The following is a 16,183-nucleotide window of genomic DNA, read 5'->3' on the forward strand; positions in this document are numbered from 1 at the left end:
CAGGCGCACCGGCCACCGCCGTCGGGCCCGCGGCCACCGGCACCCCAGGACCGTCGCCGGCCGCGGGCGGACTCGGAGGCCGGCGCCCCGAAACCGGCGCGCCCCCAACCGCCGTCGAACCGCGCCGTGCTGATCGCCGCGGGCCTGACCGGGCTGCTCGCCCTGGGTGTGCTTGCGACGTTGGTGCTGCGCGGCGCCGTCGGCGGCTCGGCCCCCGTCGAGCTCGATGTGGTTGCGGCCCAAGACGGTGTTCGCCAGGTGCTCACCGACCCGATCAACGGCTACGGCCGCGACAAGGTGAGCGATGTCCGCTGCAACAACGGGGTCAACCCGACCGTGCGCAAGGGCACCAGTTTCAGCTGTGTGGTCACTGTCGACGGCGCTCAGCGCCGGGTGCTGGCGGAATTCACCGACGACGCGGGCACCTATGCCGTCGACCGCCCGCGGTGATGTTTTAGCAGCAAAAACACCATCTAGATCCCGCGATTCCATTGTTGGGCAACGTCTGTGGGCTGACTAGGAGTTGACTGACGAGCTTGCTCCAAGCGGGCCGCACCGACATAGGGTCACAGCGCCGATCCAACTACTGCGCTGCGGTACCTGAGGAGTTCGATGACCTACGTCAAGCCGCCCGAGTTGATCAATGTGATGATCGATGCCGGCCAGTCCAAGATTTTCATGTCCACCCGCGACACCCTGATCCGCGCATTCATGGCCGGTGCGACGCTGGCGCTGGGCGCGGCGTTCGCGGTGACCATGACAGTGCAGACCGGTCACGCGATCATCGGGGCAATGCTGTTTCCGGCCGGATTCTGCATTCTCTACCTGCTGGGATACGACTTGCTGACCGGGGTGTTCGTGTTGGCGCCACTGGCCTGGCTCGACAAGCGTCCGGGTGTCACCATCGGCGGGGTGCTGCGGAACTGGGGACTGGTTTTCCTGGGCAACTTCGCCGGTGCCTTCACCGTCGCGGTGCTGATGGCGATCGTGTTCACCTACGGGTTCTCCAGCCCGCCCAACGAAGTCGGCCAGGCGATCGGGCACATCGGCGAGGCCCGCACGCTCGGCTATGCCGCACACGGCTTTCCGGGCATGCTGACCTTGTTCGTGCGCGGCATGTTGTGCAACTGGATGGTGTCCACCGGCGTGGTCGGGGCCATGCTGGCTACCGACGTCACCGGAAAGGTGATCGCCATGTGGTTGCCCGTATCCCTATTCTTTGCAATGGGATTCGAGCACTCAGTCGTCAACATGTACCTGTTTCCGTCCGGCCTGATGCTCGGCGGGCACTTCACCATCCTGGACTACATCGAATGGAACGAGATTCCCACGGTGCTGGGCAATCTGGTGGGTGGCTTGGCCTTCACCGGGTTGGCGATGTACGCGACGCACTCGCGGACCGCGCCCAAGCGCAGCGCTTCGGCGGTACAGAAGGAAGTGACCGCGGGAGTCTGACGGCGCACACCCGGACCGGCCGCGGTGATCAGCGCTGATCCGAGCGATCGTTCCTGATGAGCTTGCGGGCGACCTGAGCCACCGGCGTGTTGGTGTCCTGCGAAATCTTCACCAGCAGGTTGAAGGCGGTCGTGGCGTCGATGTCGTACCGCTCCATCAACGCGCCTTTGGCCTGGCCGATCGTGTCGCGGCTCTCGATGGCGCGCTGTAGTTGCTCGGCCTCACGGACCAAGGCTTGTCGTTGTTCGTGGTGGTGCGCGTTCTCGGTGGCGCTGACCGCGCTCAAGACCCGCAGCAGCTCTGCCGGCGACCAGCACGCACCGTTTTCAAGGGCGCGCTGCATCGTGGCAACCGCCTGCTGGACCTGCGTGACCGGCTCGACGTGGTGCACCGCCCCTAACAGCTCGCCGTGGTCGAGCAGCGGCTCATTCCAGGGCTTCCACACCTTCGGCACGAACTTATCGGGAGTGCGCAGATCGTCGCGAACGTCGTAACGCTGCAGCCACATCCGGTGCGGATGACCCGTGCGCATCGCGGTCTCCAGCGACGCCTCGAGATTCGATCTGCCATTGGCTTGCGGGTCACCGGGGTTCTCCGGAAAGGCGTCGAACAGGAAGTCGCCCAGCAGCTCGGTGCGTCGGCGCAGCGATATCCGCTCGTATTCCGCGCTCACCGCCCGGATCCGCAGGTCGCGATCCAGCAGCAGGAAAGCCCCGGTTGACAGACCCTGGTCCAGCCGCCGCGCTATCTCATCGAAGCGGTCCTTACCTGGCAATTTCATTGCAGCAGCCACTGTTCCCTAATTGCCAGCCCCCTACCCCGCAGATGGTATCGGTGGCGAAGCATCTGCCCGGCCACGAGGTGGCACCACAAACAGAAAACCCCGGCCGAAGCCGGGGCAATCCGTAACTGATGAGGCGACTCATCATGTGGCGGTGGCGGAGGGATTTGAACCCTCGGTGGGGGGTTACCCCACACACGCTTTCGAGGCGTGCTCCTTAGGCCGCTCGGACACGCCACCGCGGGACAGCGTACCCAACGAGGGGGCCATCAGCCCAATCGCTGCCGGGCGAAGAACGCTTCCAGTGGTGCAGCACACTCGGCGGCGAGCACTCCGCCACGGACCTGCGGGCGATGATTGAGCCGGCGATCCCGCACCACGTCCCACAGTGAACCGACCGCTCCGGTCTTGGGCTCGAAGGCCCCGAACACCAGCCGTTCCACCCGCGCGGCCACCAGCGCCCCCGCGCACATGGTGCAGGGCTCCAGGGTGACGGCCAGCGTCGCGCCGGTCAGCCGCCATCCGTCACCGAGGACGGCGGCGGCAGCGCGGATGGCCAGCAGCTCGGCGTGCGCGGTCGGATCGCCCAGAGCTTCGCGCGCATTGGCCGCCTGCGCCAGCACAGTGCCGTCGGGACCGACCAGCACCGCACCGACCGGCACGTCGCGGGGACCGGCCTGGCCGGCGGCCGCCAGGGCCGCGCGGATCAGGTCCTCGTCGGTGAGCGGGCCGCTCACCGACTGCGTCGCGGCATCGCCGCGGTGAGCTGCTCGTCGAATCCCATCTCGTTGGCGATGCGGTGCAACTGCTCGTCGACGGCCAGATCGGACTCGTCGAGAATGACGCCGAGCACCGCAGCGGGCAGACCGATGTCGGACAGCACGCCCAGATCGCCCTCTTCGAAAGGATCGGCGTCCTCCAAGTCGTCGGCGTCGATGTCGGCGTCGATCTCCTCGAGCACCTCGTCGGCTAGGTCATAGTCCAGGGCCGCGGTGGCATCCGAAAGCAACAGCCGAGTGCCGGCCGGGCCCGGACGAATGATCACGAAGAACTCGTGGTCGACATTGATCAGGCCGAATACAGCTCCGGCGCTGCGCAGTTCACGTAGCTCGGTCTCTGCTGTGGAAAGACTGGTAAGGGCCGCAGCACGCATCGACGTGCAACGCCATTTGCCGTCTTCACGCACAACAGCCACTCCGAAGCCGTCCAGCGTCTCGGCCGGCCGGCCCGGTGCAGACGAGCTCTGTGCTCCCATGGGCGCCTACGGTAGTCGCCGCTTACGCCCTTGACCAGCGTGTGCCAACCTGGACAGGTGGCAGTAAGCACAGTGAAAACTCCGGTGTGCGTTTTGGGACTCGGCCTGATCGGCGGTTCGGTGCTGCGCGCGGCCGCGGCGGCAGGCCGGACGACGTTCGGCTACAACAGGTCGGCCGACGGGGTGAACGCCGCCGTCGCCGACGGATTCGACGCCACCACCGAGCTGGAAACCGTCCTGAAGCGCGCCTCGGCGACCGGTGCGCTGATCGTGATCGCCGTCCCGGTGCCGGCGCTGCCGATGCTGCTCGGCCCCATCAGCCGGCTGGCACCCGAATGCCCCCTGACCGACGTCACCAGCGTCAAGAGCCCGGTGCTCGACGAGATCACCGCCGCGGGACTGCAGGCTCGCTTCGTCGGCGGTCATCCCATGGCCGGGACCGCCCACTCCGGTTGGCCGGCCGGGCATGCCGATCTGTTCCAGGGCGCACCCTGGGTGATCAGCGTGGACGACCACGTGGACCCGGGGGTGTTCGCTGAGGTACTGGACCTGATTCTGGACTGCGGATCGCTGGCGGTACCGGCCCGCTCAGAGGAACACGACGCGGCCGCGGCCGCGATCTCTCATCTGCCGCATCTGATGGCTGAGGCGCTGGCGGTGACCGCGGCCGACGTACCGCTGGCGTTCGCACTGGCCGCCGGGTCCTTCCGCGACGGCACCCGGGTGGCCGGAACAGCACCGGATCTGGTCCGGGCGATGTGTGAGGCCAACTGGCAGCGGCTGCTGCCGGCGCTGGATCGCGTGATCGCGCTGTTGGCCGACGCGCGCGATTCGCTGTCGGCCTCCGATTCGGTGGCCGAACTGGTCAACCATGGGCACGCCGCCCGCACGCGCTACGACAATTTCCCCCGCAGCGAGATCGTCACGGTCGTCGTCGGCGCAAAGGATTGGCGCCGGGAACTGGCCGCTGCCGGCCGGGCCGGCGGCGTGATCAGATCCGCGTTGCCAACCCGGGATAGTCGATGACGAAACCGTCGGCATCCACGGTGACGGTGGTGCCTCCGGGGTCGGTGCCCGGCGTGATCACCTTGATACCCGGACGCGTCTCGGCACTGCTGTAGCTGGCGGTCGCCGCCACCACCGACATGTCGGGCAGGTTCAGGTACAGGGTGGGCAAGGTGATCGCCGCCGCCCGCTCGTGCAGCCGGGCCCGCCGGATCGGCAAGGTGTTGAAGAACGGGCTGAACAGCATGTCGATGTCCAGGGAACCGTCATAGCCGGCGCGGGACTGTCCCCGGGCGTCAGTGACCAGCCACATGTTCTCTTCGTCGCGGGCGATCACCAGCTGGCGTTCCCGTTCGGCGAGCGAGACGGTCAGCCCCAACCGTTTGGTGGCGCCGGACTCATCGGTGTGCAGGTCGTAATAGACGCCGAACGCCGGGTGGTCGGCGGTGGCCCCGGCCACGATTCGGCCGTTGGCCCTGATCCGGTTGCCGGACAGCTGCACACGTACCGATTCCATCCGGGGGGCGTCGGGCGCCCGCCAGGTCAGAATCGCCGGCCACTGGCCGGACGGGGCTGCACTCACCGATCCACCGTAAGCGACCGGCCACCGATCCGCAGTCACGACCCCCGGTGCGCAAACTCACCGGAACTCATTGATTTCTGGATCCCACGCGGCAAGATAGCCACATGAGCAGCGACCCGAGCGTGCCCATCGACCCCCATCAGGGCGAAACCAGCAGCCCTCCGCCGCCGCCCGCGGCGACGATGCCGTTGACCCGCGCCGGCGCGCTGTGGACCGCACTGATCGCCGGTTTTCTGGTCCTGATCGTGTTGCTGGTGTTCATCACCCAGAACACCGGTCCGGTCGACCTGGCGTTTTTGACCTGGACGTGGAGCCTGCCCGCGGGAGTGGCCATCCTGCTGGCGGCGATCTGCGGCGGGCTGGTGACCGCCCTGGTCGGTACCGCGCGGATCTATCAGTTGCGGCGCGCGGCCAAGAAGTCCCTGGCGGCTCAGCGGTAAGTCAGAACCGGGCCTGATTGCGCGGGAGCAGGTCCCAGACATGCTCGGTGCCGTTGGTGGCTGCCACCGCGGCCTGCCCTGAGCGCGAGTACAGCAGTCGGGTGATCGATACGTAGTCGATGGGAAACGACAGCAACCGCTGCGTGCCCAGAACCTGGTGCAGGATCACGTTGATCACGCCGCCGTGACTGAACACCGCGACCGTGTCGTCGGGAGCGGAGCCGGCCACCACGTCGGCCACCGCGTCAGCGACTCGGGCGCAGAACGCGGCCTCGTCGACGTCGGCGGGCAGGTGCCCCTGCGCCATCCGGGCCCAGTCCTGGGGCCGCTCGGTACGCAGCTGTTCGATGGGCAGGTAGCCGGCCAGGTCGCGGTCGTACTCGGCGAACCGCTCATCGATGTCGACGCTGTGCCCGAGCCGCGCGGCCAGCGGCTCAGCGGTCTGGATCGCACGACGCTGCGGGCTGCTGACCAGCCGGGTGATCGGGAACCGGGTCAGCGCGTCCGGCAGGCGCTGCGCCTGAGCGAAGCCGGTCTCGGACAGCTCGGGGTCCGAGCCCTGGCCGTACTCGCTGCGCAGCGGGAGGGCATGGCGGATCAGCAGCAACTGCACGTCTGCCACCCTAAGGTGCCAGTTCGGCCCGGCCTCACGGGGTGACGATGTTGAAGTTCGGGTCGGGGTTGTCCAGTGCACCGAGCAGGTGCGCCCAGGCGCTCGAGTCGCCGGAGACCTCCAGTCCGCCGTTGCCCAGCAGCGCCGCCAGCAGTGCCAGCTTGGTGGGCGCCGTGACGGTGACGTCCGCGCTGTCCGGGTCGGCCGGCGTCTTGCGGTGCACCAGCACCCCGTTGCGCAGGGTGAGGCGATAGTTGACCCCGGTGTCGGCGAACGAGACATCCAGGGCCAGCGCCAGCTCCCAGGCCCGCGGCCCGTTGATCCGGATCGCCAGACTGTCGAAGAGTTGCTCGGCGCTGAGCTGAGACAGCAGCGCCATCGAGGCGACCCGGGTGGGGGTGCCGAAGTTGCCGGTGCGCAACTCGGTGGCGCCGGAGAGGAAGAAGTTGCGCCAGGTGGCGTTCTCCGCGCCGTAGGCCAGCTGTTCCAGTGTGTCGGCGTAGAGCCTGCGCGCGCCGGCGTGGTCGGCGTCGGTGAACATCGCATGGTCGAGCAGGGTTGCCGCCCAACGGAAATCACCGTCGTTGAAGGCCGCTTCGGCCAGTTCGACGACGCGGTCCACGCCGCCCAGCGCCGCGGTGTAGCGGGGTCCCAGCGCTTCGGGCGGGTGCGGCCACAACCGGGCCGGGTTGCCGTCGAACCAGCCCAGATACCGCTGGTAGACGGCCTTGACGTTGTGGCTCACCGAGCCGTAGTAGCCGCGGGCGTGCCAGGCGTTCTCCAGGGCGGGCGGCAGCTGGAACTGTTCGGCGATCTCGACTCCGGTGAAGCCGCGGTTGAGCAGCCGCAGTGTCTGGTCATGCAGGTAGGCGTACAGATCGCGCTGCAGGCCGAGGAATTCCGCGATCTGCTCGGTGCCCCACGTCGGCCAGTGGTGCGAGGCGAAGACGACATCGGCCCGCCCGGCGAAGGTGTCGATGGCCTCGGTGAGGTATCCGGCCCAGGCACGCGGGTCGCGGACCAGCGCCCCGCGCAGCGTCAGCAGGTTGTGCTGGTTGTGGGTGGCGTTCTCGGCCATGCACAGCGCCCGGAATTGGGGGAAGTAGAAGTGCATCTCTGCCGGCGCCTCGGTGCCCGGCGCCATCTGGAATTCGATCTGCACACCGTCGATCACATGAGTCTCGCCGGTGCGGGAGATGTCGATGGTCGGGACGATGACGGACACCTCCCCGGTCGAGGTGTTCTGGCCCAGGCCGCAGCCGACCTGCCCCTGCGGACCGCGCGCCAGCACAGTGCCGTACATGTAGGCGGCACGCCGTGTCATCGCGGTACCGGCGTAGACGTTCTCGGACACCGCATGTTCGACGAAGTCCTCGGGGGCGAGAACGGCCACCCGGCCGGCATCGACGTCGGCCTGCGAGGTCACGCCCAGCACACCGCCGAAATGGTCGACGTGGCTGTGGGTATAAATAACGGCGCTGACCGCACGATTCCCACGGTGTTCGCGGTAAAACGCCAGCGCTGCGGCGGCAACCTCGGTGGAGATCAGCGGGTCGATGACGATGACGCCGGTCTCGCCCTCGACGAAGGTGATGTTGGACAGGTCGAAGCCACGGATCTGATAGATGCCCTCGACCACTTCGTAGAGGCCTTGCTTGGCCGCCAATTGGGACTGGCGCCACAACGACGGATGCACCGACGTCGGCGGCTCTCCGGCGAGGAAGTTGTAGCTGTCGTTGTCCCAGACCACCCGGCCGTCGGCGGCGGTGATGACGCACGGCGTCAGTGCGGCGATGAAGCCCCGGTCTGCATCGGCGAAATCTGTTGTGTCACTGAAAGGCAGCGCTTTGCGGTGCTCGGCGTGGGCAGCTTCGATCGTTGCACTCACCGGCTGGTTTTCCATGGCGCCCAGCTTGCCACCCGACGCTATGCCGCGAGGCGGGTTCGCGCGTTAGTGGCGCCGGCGCAGCGAGGTCAGTGCGTTACGCAGCCGCGTCGGCCACGACGGGCGGGCGACGCGGTCGCGGGTCTCCCGGGCCTCGTGGGCTGGTGTCGGACGGAGCGGCGGGATCCGTCGCCTTCTTCAGCACGCATCAGATCACTTCTCCGGTGAGTCGTCGGGCGCGGCCGGCGGGTCGTCGGGAACCAGCCGTTCGGGCACCTCGGCGGGCGCCAGTCGTTCCGGTGGGTCCGCGGGCACCAGTCGCTCCGGCGGCTCCTCGGGAACCCGCCGCTGTGGCGGCTCTTCCGGCCGGCCCGGTTCGGGTGGCAGTTCGGGATTCATCTGGGTCGCCTACCCGCGGGCCGGCTCAGACAAACCCGCGCGCTCAGGGGGCGAGGTCATAGACCGCGGTGTCGCCCACCTGTACCGCGGTAAAGGTCGCCTTGACCCACGCGGTGATCTGGTCGGCGGTACCGTCGCCGGAATCCCCATGCGGGCCGAGCTTGGGCGGGGCGGCCGGACCACCTGGACCACCGGGCCCATGGCCTTCGATGAAGTACCGGATCTGGCGATCGGCGACATAGCGCTGGAACTGGGCCAGGGTCGGCGAGTCGTCACCGCCGCTGAACCCGCCGATCGCCATGACGGACTTGGTGGTGCGCAACTCCAGCTTGCTGGTCAGCATGGAGCCGACGGTGGCAGCGGCCCACCGATTGTCGGTTTCAGAGACCAACGCGTCCAGCGCCGGGTTGTCGGCCGGTGTCATCGGACCCGGCGGTCCGCCGGGCGGGCCGTCGTGGTCGGGCCGGGCGGGCCCCGAGGTCGGGATCGGGCCGCCGTGGTCGACCGTGACCGTCTCGAATGTGTAGGCCGCGTTGCCACCTAAGCCGATCACCAGCCCGGCCGTCGCTGTGATCACGGCGTAGCGGCCGCTGCGGTTACCGGCGAAGGCCAGCGCCAGGGCCACCAGAGCGGCGCCGATCAACAACACCCAGCGCAGCCAGGGCAGCCAGTCCGGGGTGCGATCCAGCAGCACGAAACTCCACACCCCGGTGCCGGCGAGCATCACCGCCAGCACCACGCGTGCCGATCCGAATCGTCTGCGCCGCCACAGTTCCCGCACCGCGATCGCGGTCACGGCGGCGACCGCCGGCGCCAAGGCCACCGTGTAGTACGGGTGGATGATCCCGCGCATGAAACTGAACACGCCCGCGGTCACCAGCCCCCAGCCACCCCACAGCAGCAAGGCGGCCCTAGTCCGGTCCGTGCGGGGCGCCGACCGTGTCATCCAGAGCCCGGCGATCAGTCCCAGCAGCGCCACCGGCAGCAGCCAGGAGATCTCGGTGCCCATCGAGTCGGAGAACATCCGGGTGATGCCGGCGTCACCACCGAACATCGGCGACCCACCAGGGCCGCCGGGCCCTCCAGGTCCGACTCCGGGCGGAGGCCCGACCGGGTTCCCGTCACCGCCGAGAACGCGGCCCACCCCGTTGTAGCCCAGGGCCAGCTGAAGCAGACTGTTGTCGGTGGATCCACCGATGTAGGGCCGGGAGTCCTTGGGCCACAAGCTGACCAGGGCGATGAACCAGCCTGCCGAAGCGGTCATGGTTAAACCGCCGACAGCCAGGGCCCGCAGCCTCGACCACACGCTGCCCGGCACGGCCACCAGTACCACCAGTGCCAGCGCCGGGACCACCAAGAACGCCTGCAGCAGCTTGGTCAAGAATGCCAACCCGAGTGCGGCACCGGACAACGCCAGCCATCGGTTCGAGGCTCCGTCCAGGGCTCGCACCACGCAGTACGCCGCGGCCACCAGCAGCAGGACCAGCAGCGCGTCGGGATTGTTGAAGCGGAACATCACCGCCGCCACCGGGGTCAGCGCCAGCACCGCACCGGCGAGCAAGCCGGCGCCGGCACCATCGGTACGACGCACCGTTGCGAACAGCAGCGCCACCGAGGCGACGCCCATCAGCGCCTGCGGCACCAGCATCGACCAGGAGTTGAAGCCGAACAGCCGGCCCGACAGTGCCATCACCCAGATCGCTGCGGGCGGCTTGTCGACGGTGATCGCGTTGCCGGGGTCCAGTGAGCCGAACAGCAACGCCTTCCAGCTCTGCGTGCCGGCCTGCACCGCAGCGGCGTAGAACTCGTTGGCGTAGCCGGCCGCACCCAGACCCCACAGATACAGCACGGCTGTTGCTGCCAACAACGTCCACAGCGCGGGGCGCCAGGAACGAGGCCGCGAAACGTCATCCGACGGTCCGGGGATCTCCTCCGTGACTGAGGCTGTCATCAACGTCATGCTCCCACCGCCACGGTAACGACCCCGATCCGCTTGGGGTGAAACACCCAGCCGCGCAATAACACGAAGCGAACCACGGTAGCGCCCAGATTGGCCAGTACCAGCACGGTGAGCTCGCCGGCTCGGGACGGTTCGCTGACTGCGTGCAGCACCGCCAGTGAGCCGCTGGTCAAGGCCAGGCCAATGCCGAACACCAACAGTCCTTGGAACTGGTGGCGTGCCGCATTCGTGCGACCGCGAACCCCGAACGTGAACCGGCGGTTGGCCGCGGTATTGCCGACCGCAGTCACCAGCAGCGCGATCAGGTTGGCGGCTTGGGCACCCAGTGGGCGCAGCAGCATGAACAACGCCAGGTAGGCCAGCGTGCTGCAGATCCCGATGGTGGCGAAGTGCGCGCTTTGGCTCAGCAGTGATCGGGGTGCGCCGGCCCGGACGCCGAACTGTGCGCGAATCGCCTGCATCGGTATCTCGCCGCTGGCGAAGCCGCGCAGCAGCCTGGCGATTCCCTTCAGGTCGGCAAGCGCGGTGGCGACGATGTCCACCCGGCTGTCCGGGTCCTCGATCCAATCCACCGGCACCTCGTGGATCCGCAGCCCGGCGCGCTCGGCGAGCACCAGCAGCTCGGTGTCGAAGAACCAACCGGTGTCCGCCACATACGGCAGCAATGGCCCGGCGACGTCGGCCCGGATCGCCTTGAATCCGCACTGCGCGTCGGTGAACCGCGCCGCCAGCGTCGAGCGCAGGATCAGGTTGTAGCAGCGGGAGATCACCTCACGTTTGAGGCCGCGAACCACCCGCGAGCCCTTGCCGAGCCGGGTCCCAATCGCCAGATCGGAATGCCCGGAGATCAACGGCGCCACCAGCGGCGCCAGCGCGGCCAGGTCGGTCGACAGGTCGACGTCCATATACGCCAGTACAAGGGCGTCGGATGCCGACCACACCGCATGCAGGGCGCGGCCGCGGCCCTTCTGTTCCAGCCGGATCACCTGGACCTCGGCGTACTGCTCGGCCAGGGCTTCGGCGATCGCCGGGGTGGCGTCCACGCTGGCGTTGTCGGCGATGGTGATCCGGAAGCTCAGCAGCAGCTCCTCGGACAGGTAGCGGTGCAGGCGACGGATCGATTCGGCCAAGGCAGCCTGTTCGTTGTACACCGGCACCACCACATCGAGCACCGGAACGCCGCGCGCGGCGGCGGCCAGGACCGCGTTGGGGCGGACGGCGAGGTCGGGATCGGAGGCGATCGTGCTCATGCTCTGATCCTGGGAGACTGGTGTGGGCCTCACATTGGTGGTTGCTATGTCCCCGCTGTGAACGATTGAGACAGGTCATAGACGCTGACCCCGTCGATCGTCCGCGCCGGGTAGTTCGTTGCGACCCATTCCGCGATGCGATTGGCCTCGTCGCTGCCAGTCGACGCCGAAGTCGCCCCCGGCCAGGTCATGGCGCCGCCGACGAAATAGTGGATCCTGCGCTGCTCGACATGGCGCTGGAACTGCGCGAGCGTCGGTGCTGGGTCGGTGCCGTTGTAGCCGCCGACGGCCATCACCGGTGCGCCGGCGGCCAGCTGGTAACCGGCCGCGTTGTTCGACCCGACCGCAGCGGCAGTCCAGGTGTAGTGCGCAGCGTCGGCGCGCAGCAGCGACGTCAGCGCGGGGCCGGGCTCGGGGACGAAGAGCAGGGCACCCGGCCCGCCGAGCCCAGGCCCGGGCGGCGGCCCAGGTGGCGGCCCGAGCGGGAAGTTGCCGCCCGGTCCGGCCGACGGAATGGCGCCGTCATGCGCGGTGGAGATCGTCGACAGGGTGTATGCCGTGGGGCCGGCCAGCGCTACCGAGATGGCAGCGAATGCCACCAGCGACAGCACGGGATCGGCGCGCCGTGCCGCGAGGAGTAGTGCGGCCACCGCCAGCCCGGCCACCACAACGCTGACTCGCAGCCACGGCAGCCAGGACGAATTCCGTTCCAGCAGCACATAGCTCCAGACCGCAGTCAGGGCGACCATGCCCGCAAGGGTGGCGGTTGCGCTCAGGTCAGCACGGCGCTGCCACAACAGGCTCACCCCGATGGCCAGGCCGCCGGCGATCGCGGGGGCCAATGCCACCGTGTAGTAGGAGTGCACGATGCCGTTGGCGAAGCTGAAAACCGCACCCGTCACCACCAGCCAGCCGCCCCACAGCAACAAGGCGGCACGCACCGGATCGGTGCGCGCTGCGCGGCGGGTGATCCACAATCCCGCGGCGACCGCCACCACCGCGGCGGGCAACAGCCAGCTGATCTGCCCACCCATGTCCGGCCCAAAAAGGCGGCCGGCACCGACGTCGAAGTTGGTGTTGCCCAGCCCACCTGTCTCATCACCGGTCAGCCGGCCCACGCCGTTGTAGCCCAGCGTGAGTTCGAGAATCGAATTGCGTTGCGATCCACCGATATAGGGGCGTGACGATTCCGGCCACAGCTCGACCAGCAACAGATACCACCCGGCGCAGACCAGCATCGCCAGTGCTGCCCCCAGCAGGCGTCGCACCCGGGTCCGCAGCGGCGCGTCCGCGGCGTACAGGTAGACCAATGCGAACACCGGCAGCACCACGAACGCCTGGAGCATTTTGGCCAGGAAGGCGAAGCCGACCGCCACACCGGCCAACGACATCCACCAGGAGCCGCCGGCCGCCAGAGAGCGCTGCACGCAGTAGGCCGCCACCACCAAGAGCAGCACCAGCAGTGCGTCGGGATTGTTGTAACGAAACATCAAGGCGGCCACCGGCGTCAACGCCAGCACCGCACCGGCGACCAGTCCGGCAGGCGCACCGGCGACCCGACTTACCGCCGCGTACAGCACCCCGACGGCCGCCACTCCTTCGAGGGCCTGCGGCACCAGCAGACTCCACGGGTTGAGCCCGAACAGCCACGCCGACGCACTCATCACCCAGAGCGCGGCCGGCGTCTTGTCGACGGTGATCGAGTTGGCGGCGTCGCTGGATCCGAACAAGAACGCGGTCGGGTTCTGGGCGCCGGCCTGGGCAGCGGCCGCGTAGAACCCGTTGGCCCACCCGTTGACCGACAGGTTCCACAGATATAGCAGCGCGGTGGCGGCCAACAGCACGATCACCGCGGCGCGCGGATACCACCGAGGCGCGGTGAACCTCATCCGACTGTGAACGGCAGGAGCACGGTGAATTCGGTGCATCCAGGCACGCTTTGCACGGTGATGGTGCCCCGGTGGGCCTTGACCACCGCCGACACGATGGCCAACCCCAGCCCGGTACTGCCTTCCTTCCGGGACCGCGACGTGTCACCTCGGGCGAACCGTTCGAACACTTCCGACTGCAACGGCTCGGGAATACCCGGGCCGTCATCGATCACCTTGAGTACCGCATGGGGCCCCTCGGTGGTCAGCTGCGTCGAGACCACGGTGCCCGGACCGGTGTGGATGCGAGCATTGGTGAGCAGGTTGGTCAGCACCTGGTGCAGCCGAGCCGCGTCGCCGGGCACGGTCACCGGCTCGTCAGGCAGATCGAGGCGCCACTCATGATCCGGACCGGCGACATGGGCATCGCTGACCGCGTCCACAGCGAGGTGCGACAGGTCGACCGGCTCGTGCTCCAGGGGCCTGCCGGAGTCCAGCCGGGCCAGCAGGAGCAGGTCCTCGACCAGTTGCGTCATCCGCTCGGTTTCCGAGCGCACCCGACTCAGGGCATGTGCAAGCGCCTCGGCATCCTCGGGGGCACTGCCGCTGCCAGAAGACTGAACTCGTTGCGCCAGTTCGGTGTAGCCGCGGATCGCGGTCAGCGGGGTACGCAACTCGTGGCTGGCATCCGCGACGAACTGCCGCACCCGAGTTTCGCTGGCCTGCCGCGTCGACAGCGCGGCGGCGATGTGGTCGAGCATCCGGTTCACCGCCGACCCGAGCCGGCCCACCTCCGTCGACGGGTTCGCATCTGGTTCGGCCACCCGCACCGGAAGCCGCACCTCACCACGATCCAATGGCAGGTTGACCACTTCCCCGGCGGTCTGGGCGACGCGCGCCAGCGGCGCCAGCGCGCGGCGAATGATCACGATGCCCGCCGTGGTCGCGGCGATCACCGCGATCAGGGTGACCACCCCGAAGATCATCAGGACCCGGATCATCGTGGCATCGACATCGGCCATCGGCAGGCCCGTGACGATGACGTCGCCGTTGGCACTGTGTCGAGCGGGGGCGGCAACCAGCCGGTAGCGTCCAAGCCCGTCGAGAACGCCGGTTACCGGCCGGCGGTCAGGGGCCCGCGCCGCCAGCTGTTGTGCCGCGGCGTCTGTCAGCCCCGCCCGCGACCCGTTCCCGGACAGATACCCGGCGTTGATCGGCACGCCGTCGCGGACCACGGCCGCCACCATCCCGGCCCGCTGGCCGGGAACGTCGAGAAAGTCGGGTCCCGGCCCGGGCCTGGGATACGGGTGCCGACGATGCCACCACTCCGGCGGAGGCGGGGGCGCTGGTTCGCCATAGAAGGCCGCCGAGCGGCGGGCAGCCTTGTGCAGTTCTTGATCGAGCTGCCCCACCAGGTACTGCTGAAGCGCCACCTCGGTCACGACGCCGATGCCGATGCACGCGACCACCAAGACGATGACCTGACCGATCAGCAATCTGGCCTGCAGCGACCACGGCCGCTGCAGGTCAGAGAGCCGGTTTGAGCACATAGCCCGCGCCACGCAGCGTGTGGATCATCGGTTCTCGACCGTTGTCGATCTTCTTGCGCAGGTAGGAGATGTAGAGCTCGACGATGTTGGCCTTGCCGCCGAAGTCGTAGTCCCACACCCGATCCAGGATCTGCGACTTGGACAGCACCCGCTTGGCGTTGTGCATCAGGTAGCGCAGCAATTCGAATTCGGTGGAGGTCAATGTGATCGGGTCGCCGCCCCGCGTCACCTCGTGGGAGTCCTCGTCGAGAACCAGGTCTCCGACCACGATCTGGGCCCCGCTGTCGGCGGTGCTCACCCCGGTGCGGCGCAGCAAGGCACGCAAGCGCAACACCACCTCTTCGATGCTGAACGGCTTGGTGACGTAGTCGTCGCCGCCGGCGGTCAACCCGGCGATCCGGTCCTCCAGTGCGTCCTTGGCCGTCAGGAACAACACCGGCATTCGCGGGTTGATCTCCCGCAGTTTGGGCAGCACATCCAAGCCGCTCATGTCGGGCAGCATCACGTCGAGCACGACGACGTCGGGGCGCTCGGCCTTGGCGGCCGCGATCGCCGAGGCGCCGTCACCGGCGGTGGCGGTGCTCCAGCCCTCGTAACGCAACGCCATGGCCACCATCTCGGCCAGCACCGTCTCGTCATCGACCACCAGCACCGTGATGGGCTTTCCGTCCGCGCGCTCCATCACGACTCGTTCCACTGATCCCCGTGGTGCAGTCATCGCGTTCCAGTATGTCGCCGGCAATGGGCGCTTGCTGTATCGAAGCTATGCGCGCGCTGTGAACCGACACCCGGCGCATCCGTCGCCCGCCTCGTTCCGAAATCGCGGCCGGTCATAGCGGATTCATAGTCCGCTGCCACCTACCACCTAGCCGGCCACCCTAGCTTCGACCAGGAACAACGCGGTTTCACCAAGAGCGGGAAGGACTTTCTGACAACCATGAACTCTGCGTATCGGCATCGCCAGCTGCTGTGGTCAGCCGCGCTGGGCGGGTGCGTCGCCCTGGCCAGCGTGGGCTTGAGTGCCGGTGTCGCGAGCGCGGCACCGCCGCCTCCCGACCCGAGCCACTGCCAGCCGCACCAGCCGTGCCCCGGTGGCCCTGGCGGTCCCGGTCACCCCGGTGGCCCTCGCGGTCCCGGTC

Annotated in this window: 16 protein-coding genes and 1 tRNA gene; 4 read left to right on the plus strand and 13 right to left on the minus strand. The window is 68.2% G+C overall.

Annotation, left to right across the window (positions count from 1 at the left end; all coding sequences use genetic code 11):
- Together EJK91_RS19910 and EJK91_RS19915 are read left to right on the plus strand one after the other, a co-directional pair.
- Window positions 1-450: DUF4333 domain-containing protein (locus EJK91_RS19910; protein ID WP_241178762.1), on the plus strand; the 450-nt coding region annotated here is incomplete at its 5' end.
- 162 nt (window positions 451-612) lie between these two features.
- Complete coding sequence (locus EJK91_RS19915; protein WP_024443005.1) at window positions 613-1,455, plus strand: formate/nitrite transporter family protein; 843 nt, start codon at window positions 613-615, stop codon at window positions 1,453-1,455.
- Between the two features lie 28 nt (window positions 1,456-1,483).
- On the opposite strand, the gene EJK91_RS19920 is transcribed toward EJK91_RS19915, so the two are convergent.
- From EJK91_RS19920 to EJK91_RS19935, 4 genes are all read right to left on the minus strand, one after another.
- Window positions 1,484-2,236, minus strand: a complete 753-nt coding sequence (locus EJK91_RS19920) for an ANTAR domain-containing protein (protein WP_346773479.1) — start codon at window positions 2,234-2,236, stop codon at window positions 1,484-1,486.
- Between the two features lie 149 nt (window positions 2,237-2,385).
- Window positions 2,386-2,476 (minus strand) — tRNA-Ser (locus EJK91_RS19925).
- Window positions 2,477-2,505: 29 nt separating this feature from the next.
- The gene (locus EJK91_RS19930; RefSeq protein WP_024443003.1) at window positions 2,506-2,973 is read right to left on the minus strand and encodes a nucleoside deaminase; all 468 of its coding nucleotides are present in this window, start codon (window positions 2,971-2,973) and stop codon (window positions 2,506-2,508) included.
- Window positions 2,970-3,491: a tRNA adenosine deaminase-associated protein gene (locus tag EJK91_RS19935; protein ID WP_024443002.1), complete on the minus strand. Its 522-nt coding sequence runs from the start codon at window positions 3,489-3,491 to the stop codon at window positions 2,970-2,972. Before EJK91_RS19935 ends, EJK91_RS19930 begins: the two co-directional genes overlap by 4 nt.
- Window positions 3,492-3,575: 84 nt before the next feature.
- Between EJK91_RS19935 and EJK91_RS19940 the strand changes: the two genes are divergently transcribed.
- The gene (locus EJK91_RS19940; protein WP_024443001.1) at window positions 3,576-4,517 is read left to right on the plus strand and encodes a prephenate dehydrogenase; all 942 of its coding nucleotides are present in this window, start codon (window positions 3,576-3,578) and stop codon (window positions 4,515-4,517) included.
- Here EJK91_RS19940 and EJK91_RS19945 read toward each other — a convergent pair.
- Window positions 4,483-5,079, minus strand: a complete 597-nt coding sequence (locus EJK91_RS19945; protein WP_024443000.1) for a putative glycolipid-binding domain-containing protein — start codon at window positions 5,077-5,079, stop codon at window positions 4,483-4,485. The two genes, EJK91_RS19940 and EJK91_RS19945, sit on opposite strands and share 35 nt — an antisense overlap.
- A gap of 104 nt (window positions 5,080-5,183) precedes the next feature.
- Here EJK91_RS19945 and EJK91_RS19950 point away from each other — a divergent pair, with 104 nt between their 5' ends.
- The gene (locus EJK91_RS19950) at window positions 5,184-5,519 is read left to right on the plus strand and encodes a LapA family protein (protein ID WP_024442999.1); all 336 of its coding nucleotides are present in this window, start codon (window positions 5,184-5,186) and stop codon (window positions 5,517-5,519) included.
- Between the two features lies 1 nt (window position 5,520).
- Here the strand turns inward: EJK91_RS19950 and EJK91_RS19955 are convergent, their stop codons facing one another.
- The 8 genes from EJK91_RS19955 to EJK91_RS19990 form a co-directional block, all read right to left on the minus strand.
- Complete coding sequence (locus tag EJK91_RS19955; RefSeq protein ID WP_024442998.1) at window positions 5,521-6,132, minus strand: histidine phosphatase family protein; 612 nt, start codon at window positions 6,130-6,132, stop codon at window positions 5,521-5,523.
- A 34-nt stretch (window positions 6,133-6,166) separates the two neighbouring features.
- Window positions 6,167-8,035: an alkyl/aryl-sulfatase gene (locus tag EJK91_RS19960; RefSeq protein ID WP_024442997.1), complete on the minus strand. Its 1,869-nt coding sequence runs from the start codon at window positions 8,033-8,035 to the stop codon at window positions 6,167-6,169.
- A gap of 195 nt (window positions 8,036-8,230) precedes the next feature.
- A complete protein-coding gene (locus EJK91_RS19965; protein WP_125079771.1) occupies window positions 8,231-8,416 on the minus strand; it encodes a hypothetical protein in 186 nt (61 codons plus the stop codon).
- Between the two features lie 43 nt (window positions 8,417-8,459).
- Window positions 8,460-10,376, minus strand: a complete 1,917-nt coding sequence (locus tag EJK91_RS19970) for a glycosyltransferase family 39 protein (protein ID WP_206430452.1) — start codon at window positions 10,374-10,376, stop codon at window positions 8,460-8,462.
- Window positions 10,373-11,626, minus strand: a complete 1,254-nt coding sequence (locus EJK91_RS19975) for a bifunctional glycosyltransferase family 2/GtrA family protein (protein ID WP_125079773.1) — start codon at window positions 11,624-11,626, stop codon at window positions 10,373-10,375. Before EJK91_RS19975 ends, EJK91_RS19970 begins: the two co-directional genes overlap by 4 nt.
- 44 nt (window positions 11,627-11,670) lie before the next feature.
- Window positions 11,671-13,515 carry an ArnT family glycosyltransferase gene (locus EJK91_RS19980; RefSeq protein ID WP_241178763.1) on the minus strand — a complete coding sequence of 615 codons (1,845 nt, stop codon included), beginning with the start codon at window positions 13,513-13,515 and terminating at the stop codon, window positions 11,671-11,673.
- Window positions 13,512-15,044 carry a sensor histidine kinase gene (locus EJK91_RS19985; protein ID WP_125079775.1) on the minus strand — a complete coding sequence of 511 codons (1,533 nt, stop codon included), beginning with the start codon at window positions 15,042-15,044 and terminating at the stop codon, window positions 13,512-13,514. The genes EJK91_RS19980 and EJK91_RS19985 overlap by 4 nt, the downstream gene beginning before the upstream one ends.
- Entirely contained in the window at window positions 15,022-15,726 is a 705-nt protein-coding gene (locus EJK91_RS19990) for a response regulator transcription factor (RefSeq protein ID WP_125079777.1), read from the minus strand. The genes EJK91_RS19985 and EJK91_RS19990 overlap by 23 nt, the downstream gene beginning before the upstream one ends.
- Window positions 15,727-16,183 lie beyond the last annotated feature (457 nt).

Origin of the sequence: Mycobacterium sp. P7213 (assembly GCF_900604305.1) — a bacterium.
Lineage (GTDB): Bacteria > Actinomycetota > Actinomycetes > Mycobacteriales > Mycobacteriaceae > Mycobacterium.

Coding starts and splice junctions, on each gene's coding strand:
- EJK91_RS19915 (WP_024443005.1), top strand. CDS start 613: ATGACCTACGTCAAGCCGCCCGAGTTGATCAATGTGATGATCGATGCC.
- EJK91_RS19920 (WP_346773479.1), bottom strand. CDS start 2,236: ATGAAATTGCCAGGTAAGGACCGCTTCGATGAGATAGCGCGGCGGCTG.
- EJK91_RS19935 (WP_024443002.1), bottom strand. CDS start 3,491: ATGGGAGCACAGAGCTCGTCTGCACCGGGCCGGCCGGCCGAGACGCTG.
- EJK91_RS19950 (WP_024442999.1), top strand. CDS start 5,184: ATGAGCAGCGACCCGAGCGTGCCCATCGACCCCCATCAGGGCGAAACC.
- EJK91_RS19960 (WP_024442997.1), bottom strand. CDS start 8,035: ATGGAAAACCAGCCGGTGAGTGCAACGATCGAAGCTGCCCACGCCGAG.
- EJK91_RS19965 (WP_125079771.1), bottom strand. CDS start 8,416: ATGAATCCCGAACTGCCACCCGAACCGGGCCGGCCGGAAGAGCCGCCA.
- EJK91_RS19970 (WP_206430452.1), bottom strand. CDS start 10,376: ATGACGTTGATGACAGCCTCAGTCACGGAGGAGATCCCCGGACCGTCG.
- EJK91_RS19975 (WP_125079773.1), bottom strand. CDS start 11,626: ATGAGCACGATCGCCTCCGATCCCGACCTCGCCGTCCGCCCCAACGCG.
- EJK91_RS19980 (WP_241178763.1), bottom strand. CDS start 13,515: ATGAGGTTCACCGCGCCTCGGTGGTATCCGCGCGCCGCGGTGATCGTG.
- EJK91_RS19985 (WP_125079775.1), bottom strand. CDS start 15,044: ATGTGCTCAAACCGGCTCTCTGACCTGCAGCGGCCGTGGTCGCTGCAG.
- EJK91_RS19990 (WP_125079777.1), bottom strand. CDS start 15,726: ATGGAGCGCGCGGACGGAAAGCCCATCACGGTGCTGGTGGTCGATGAC.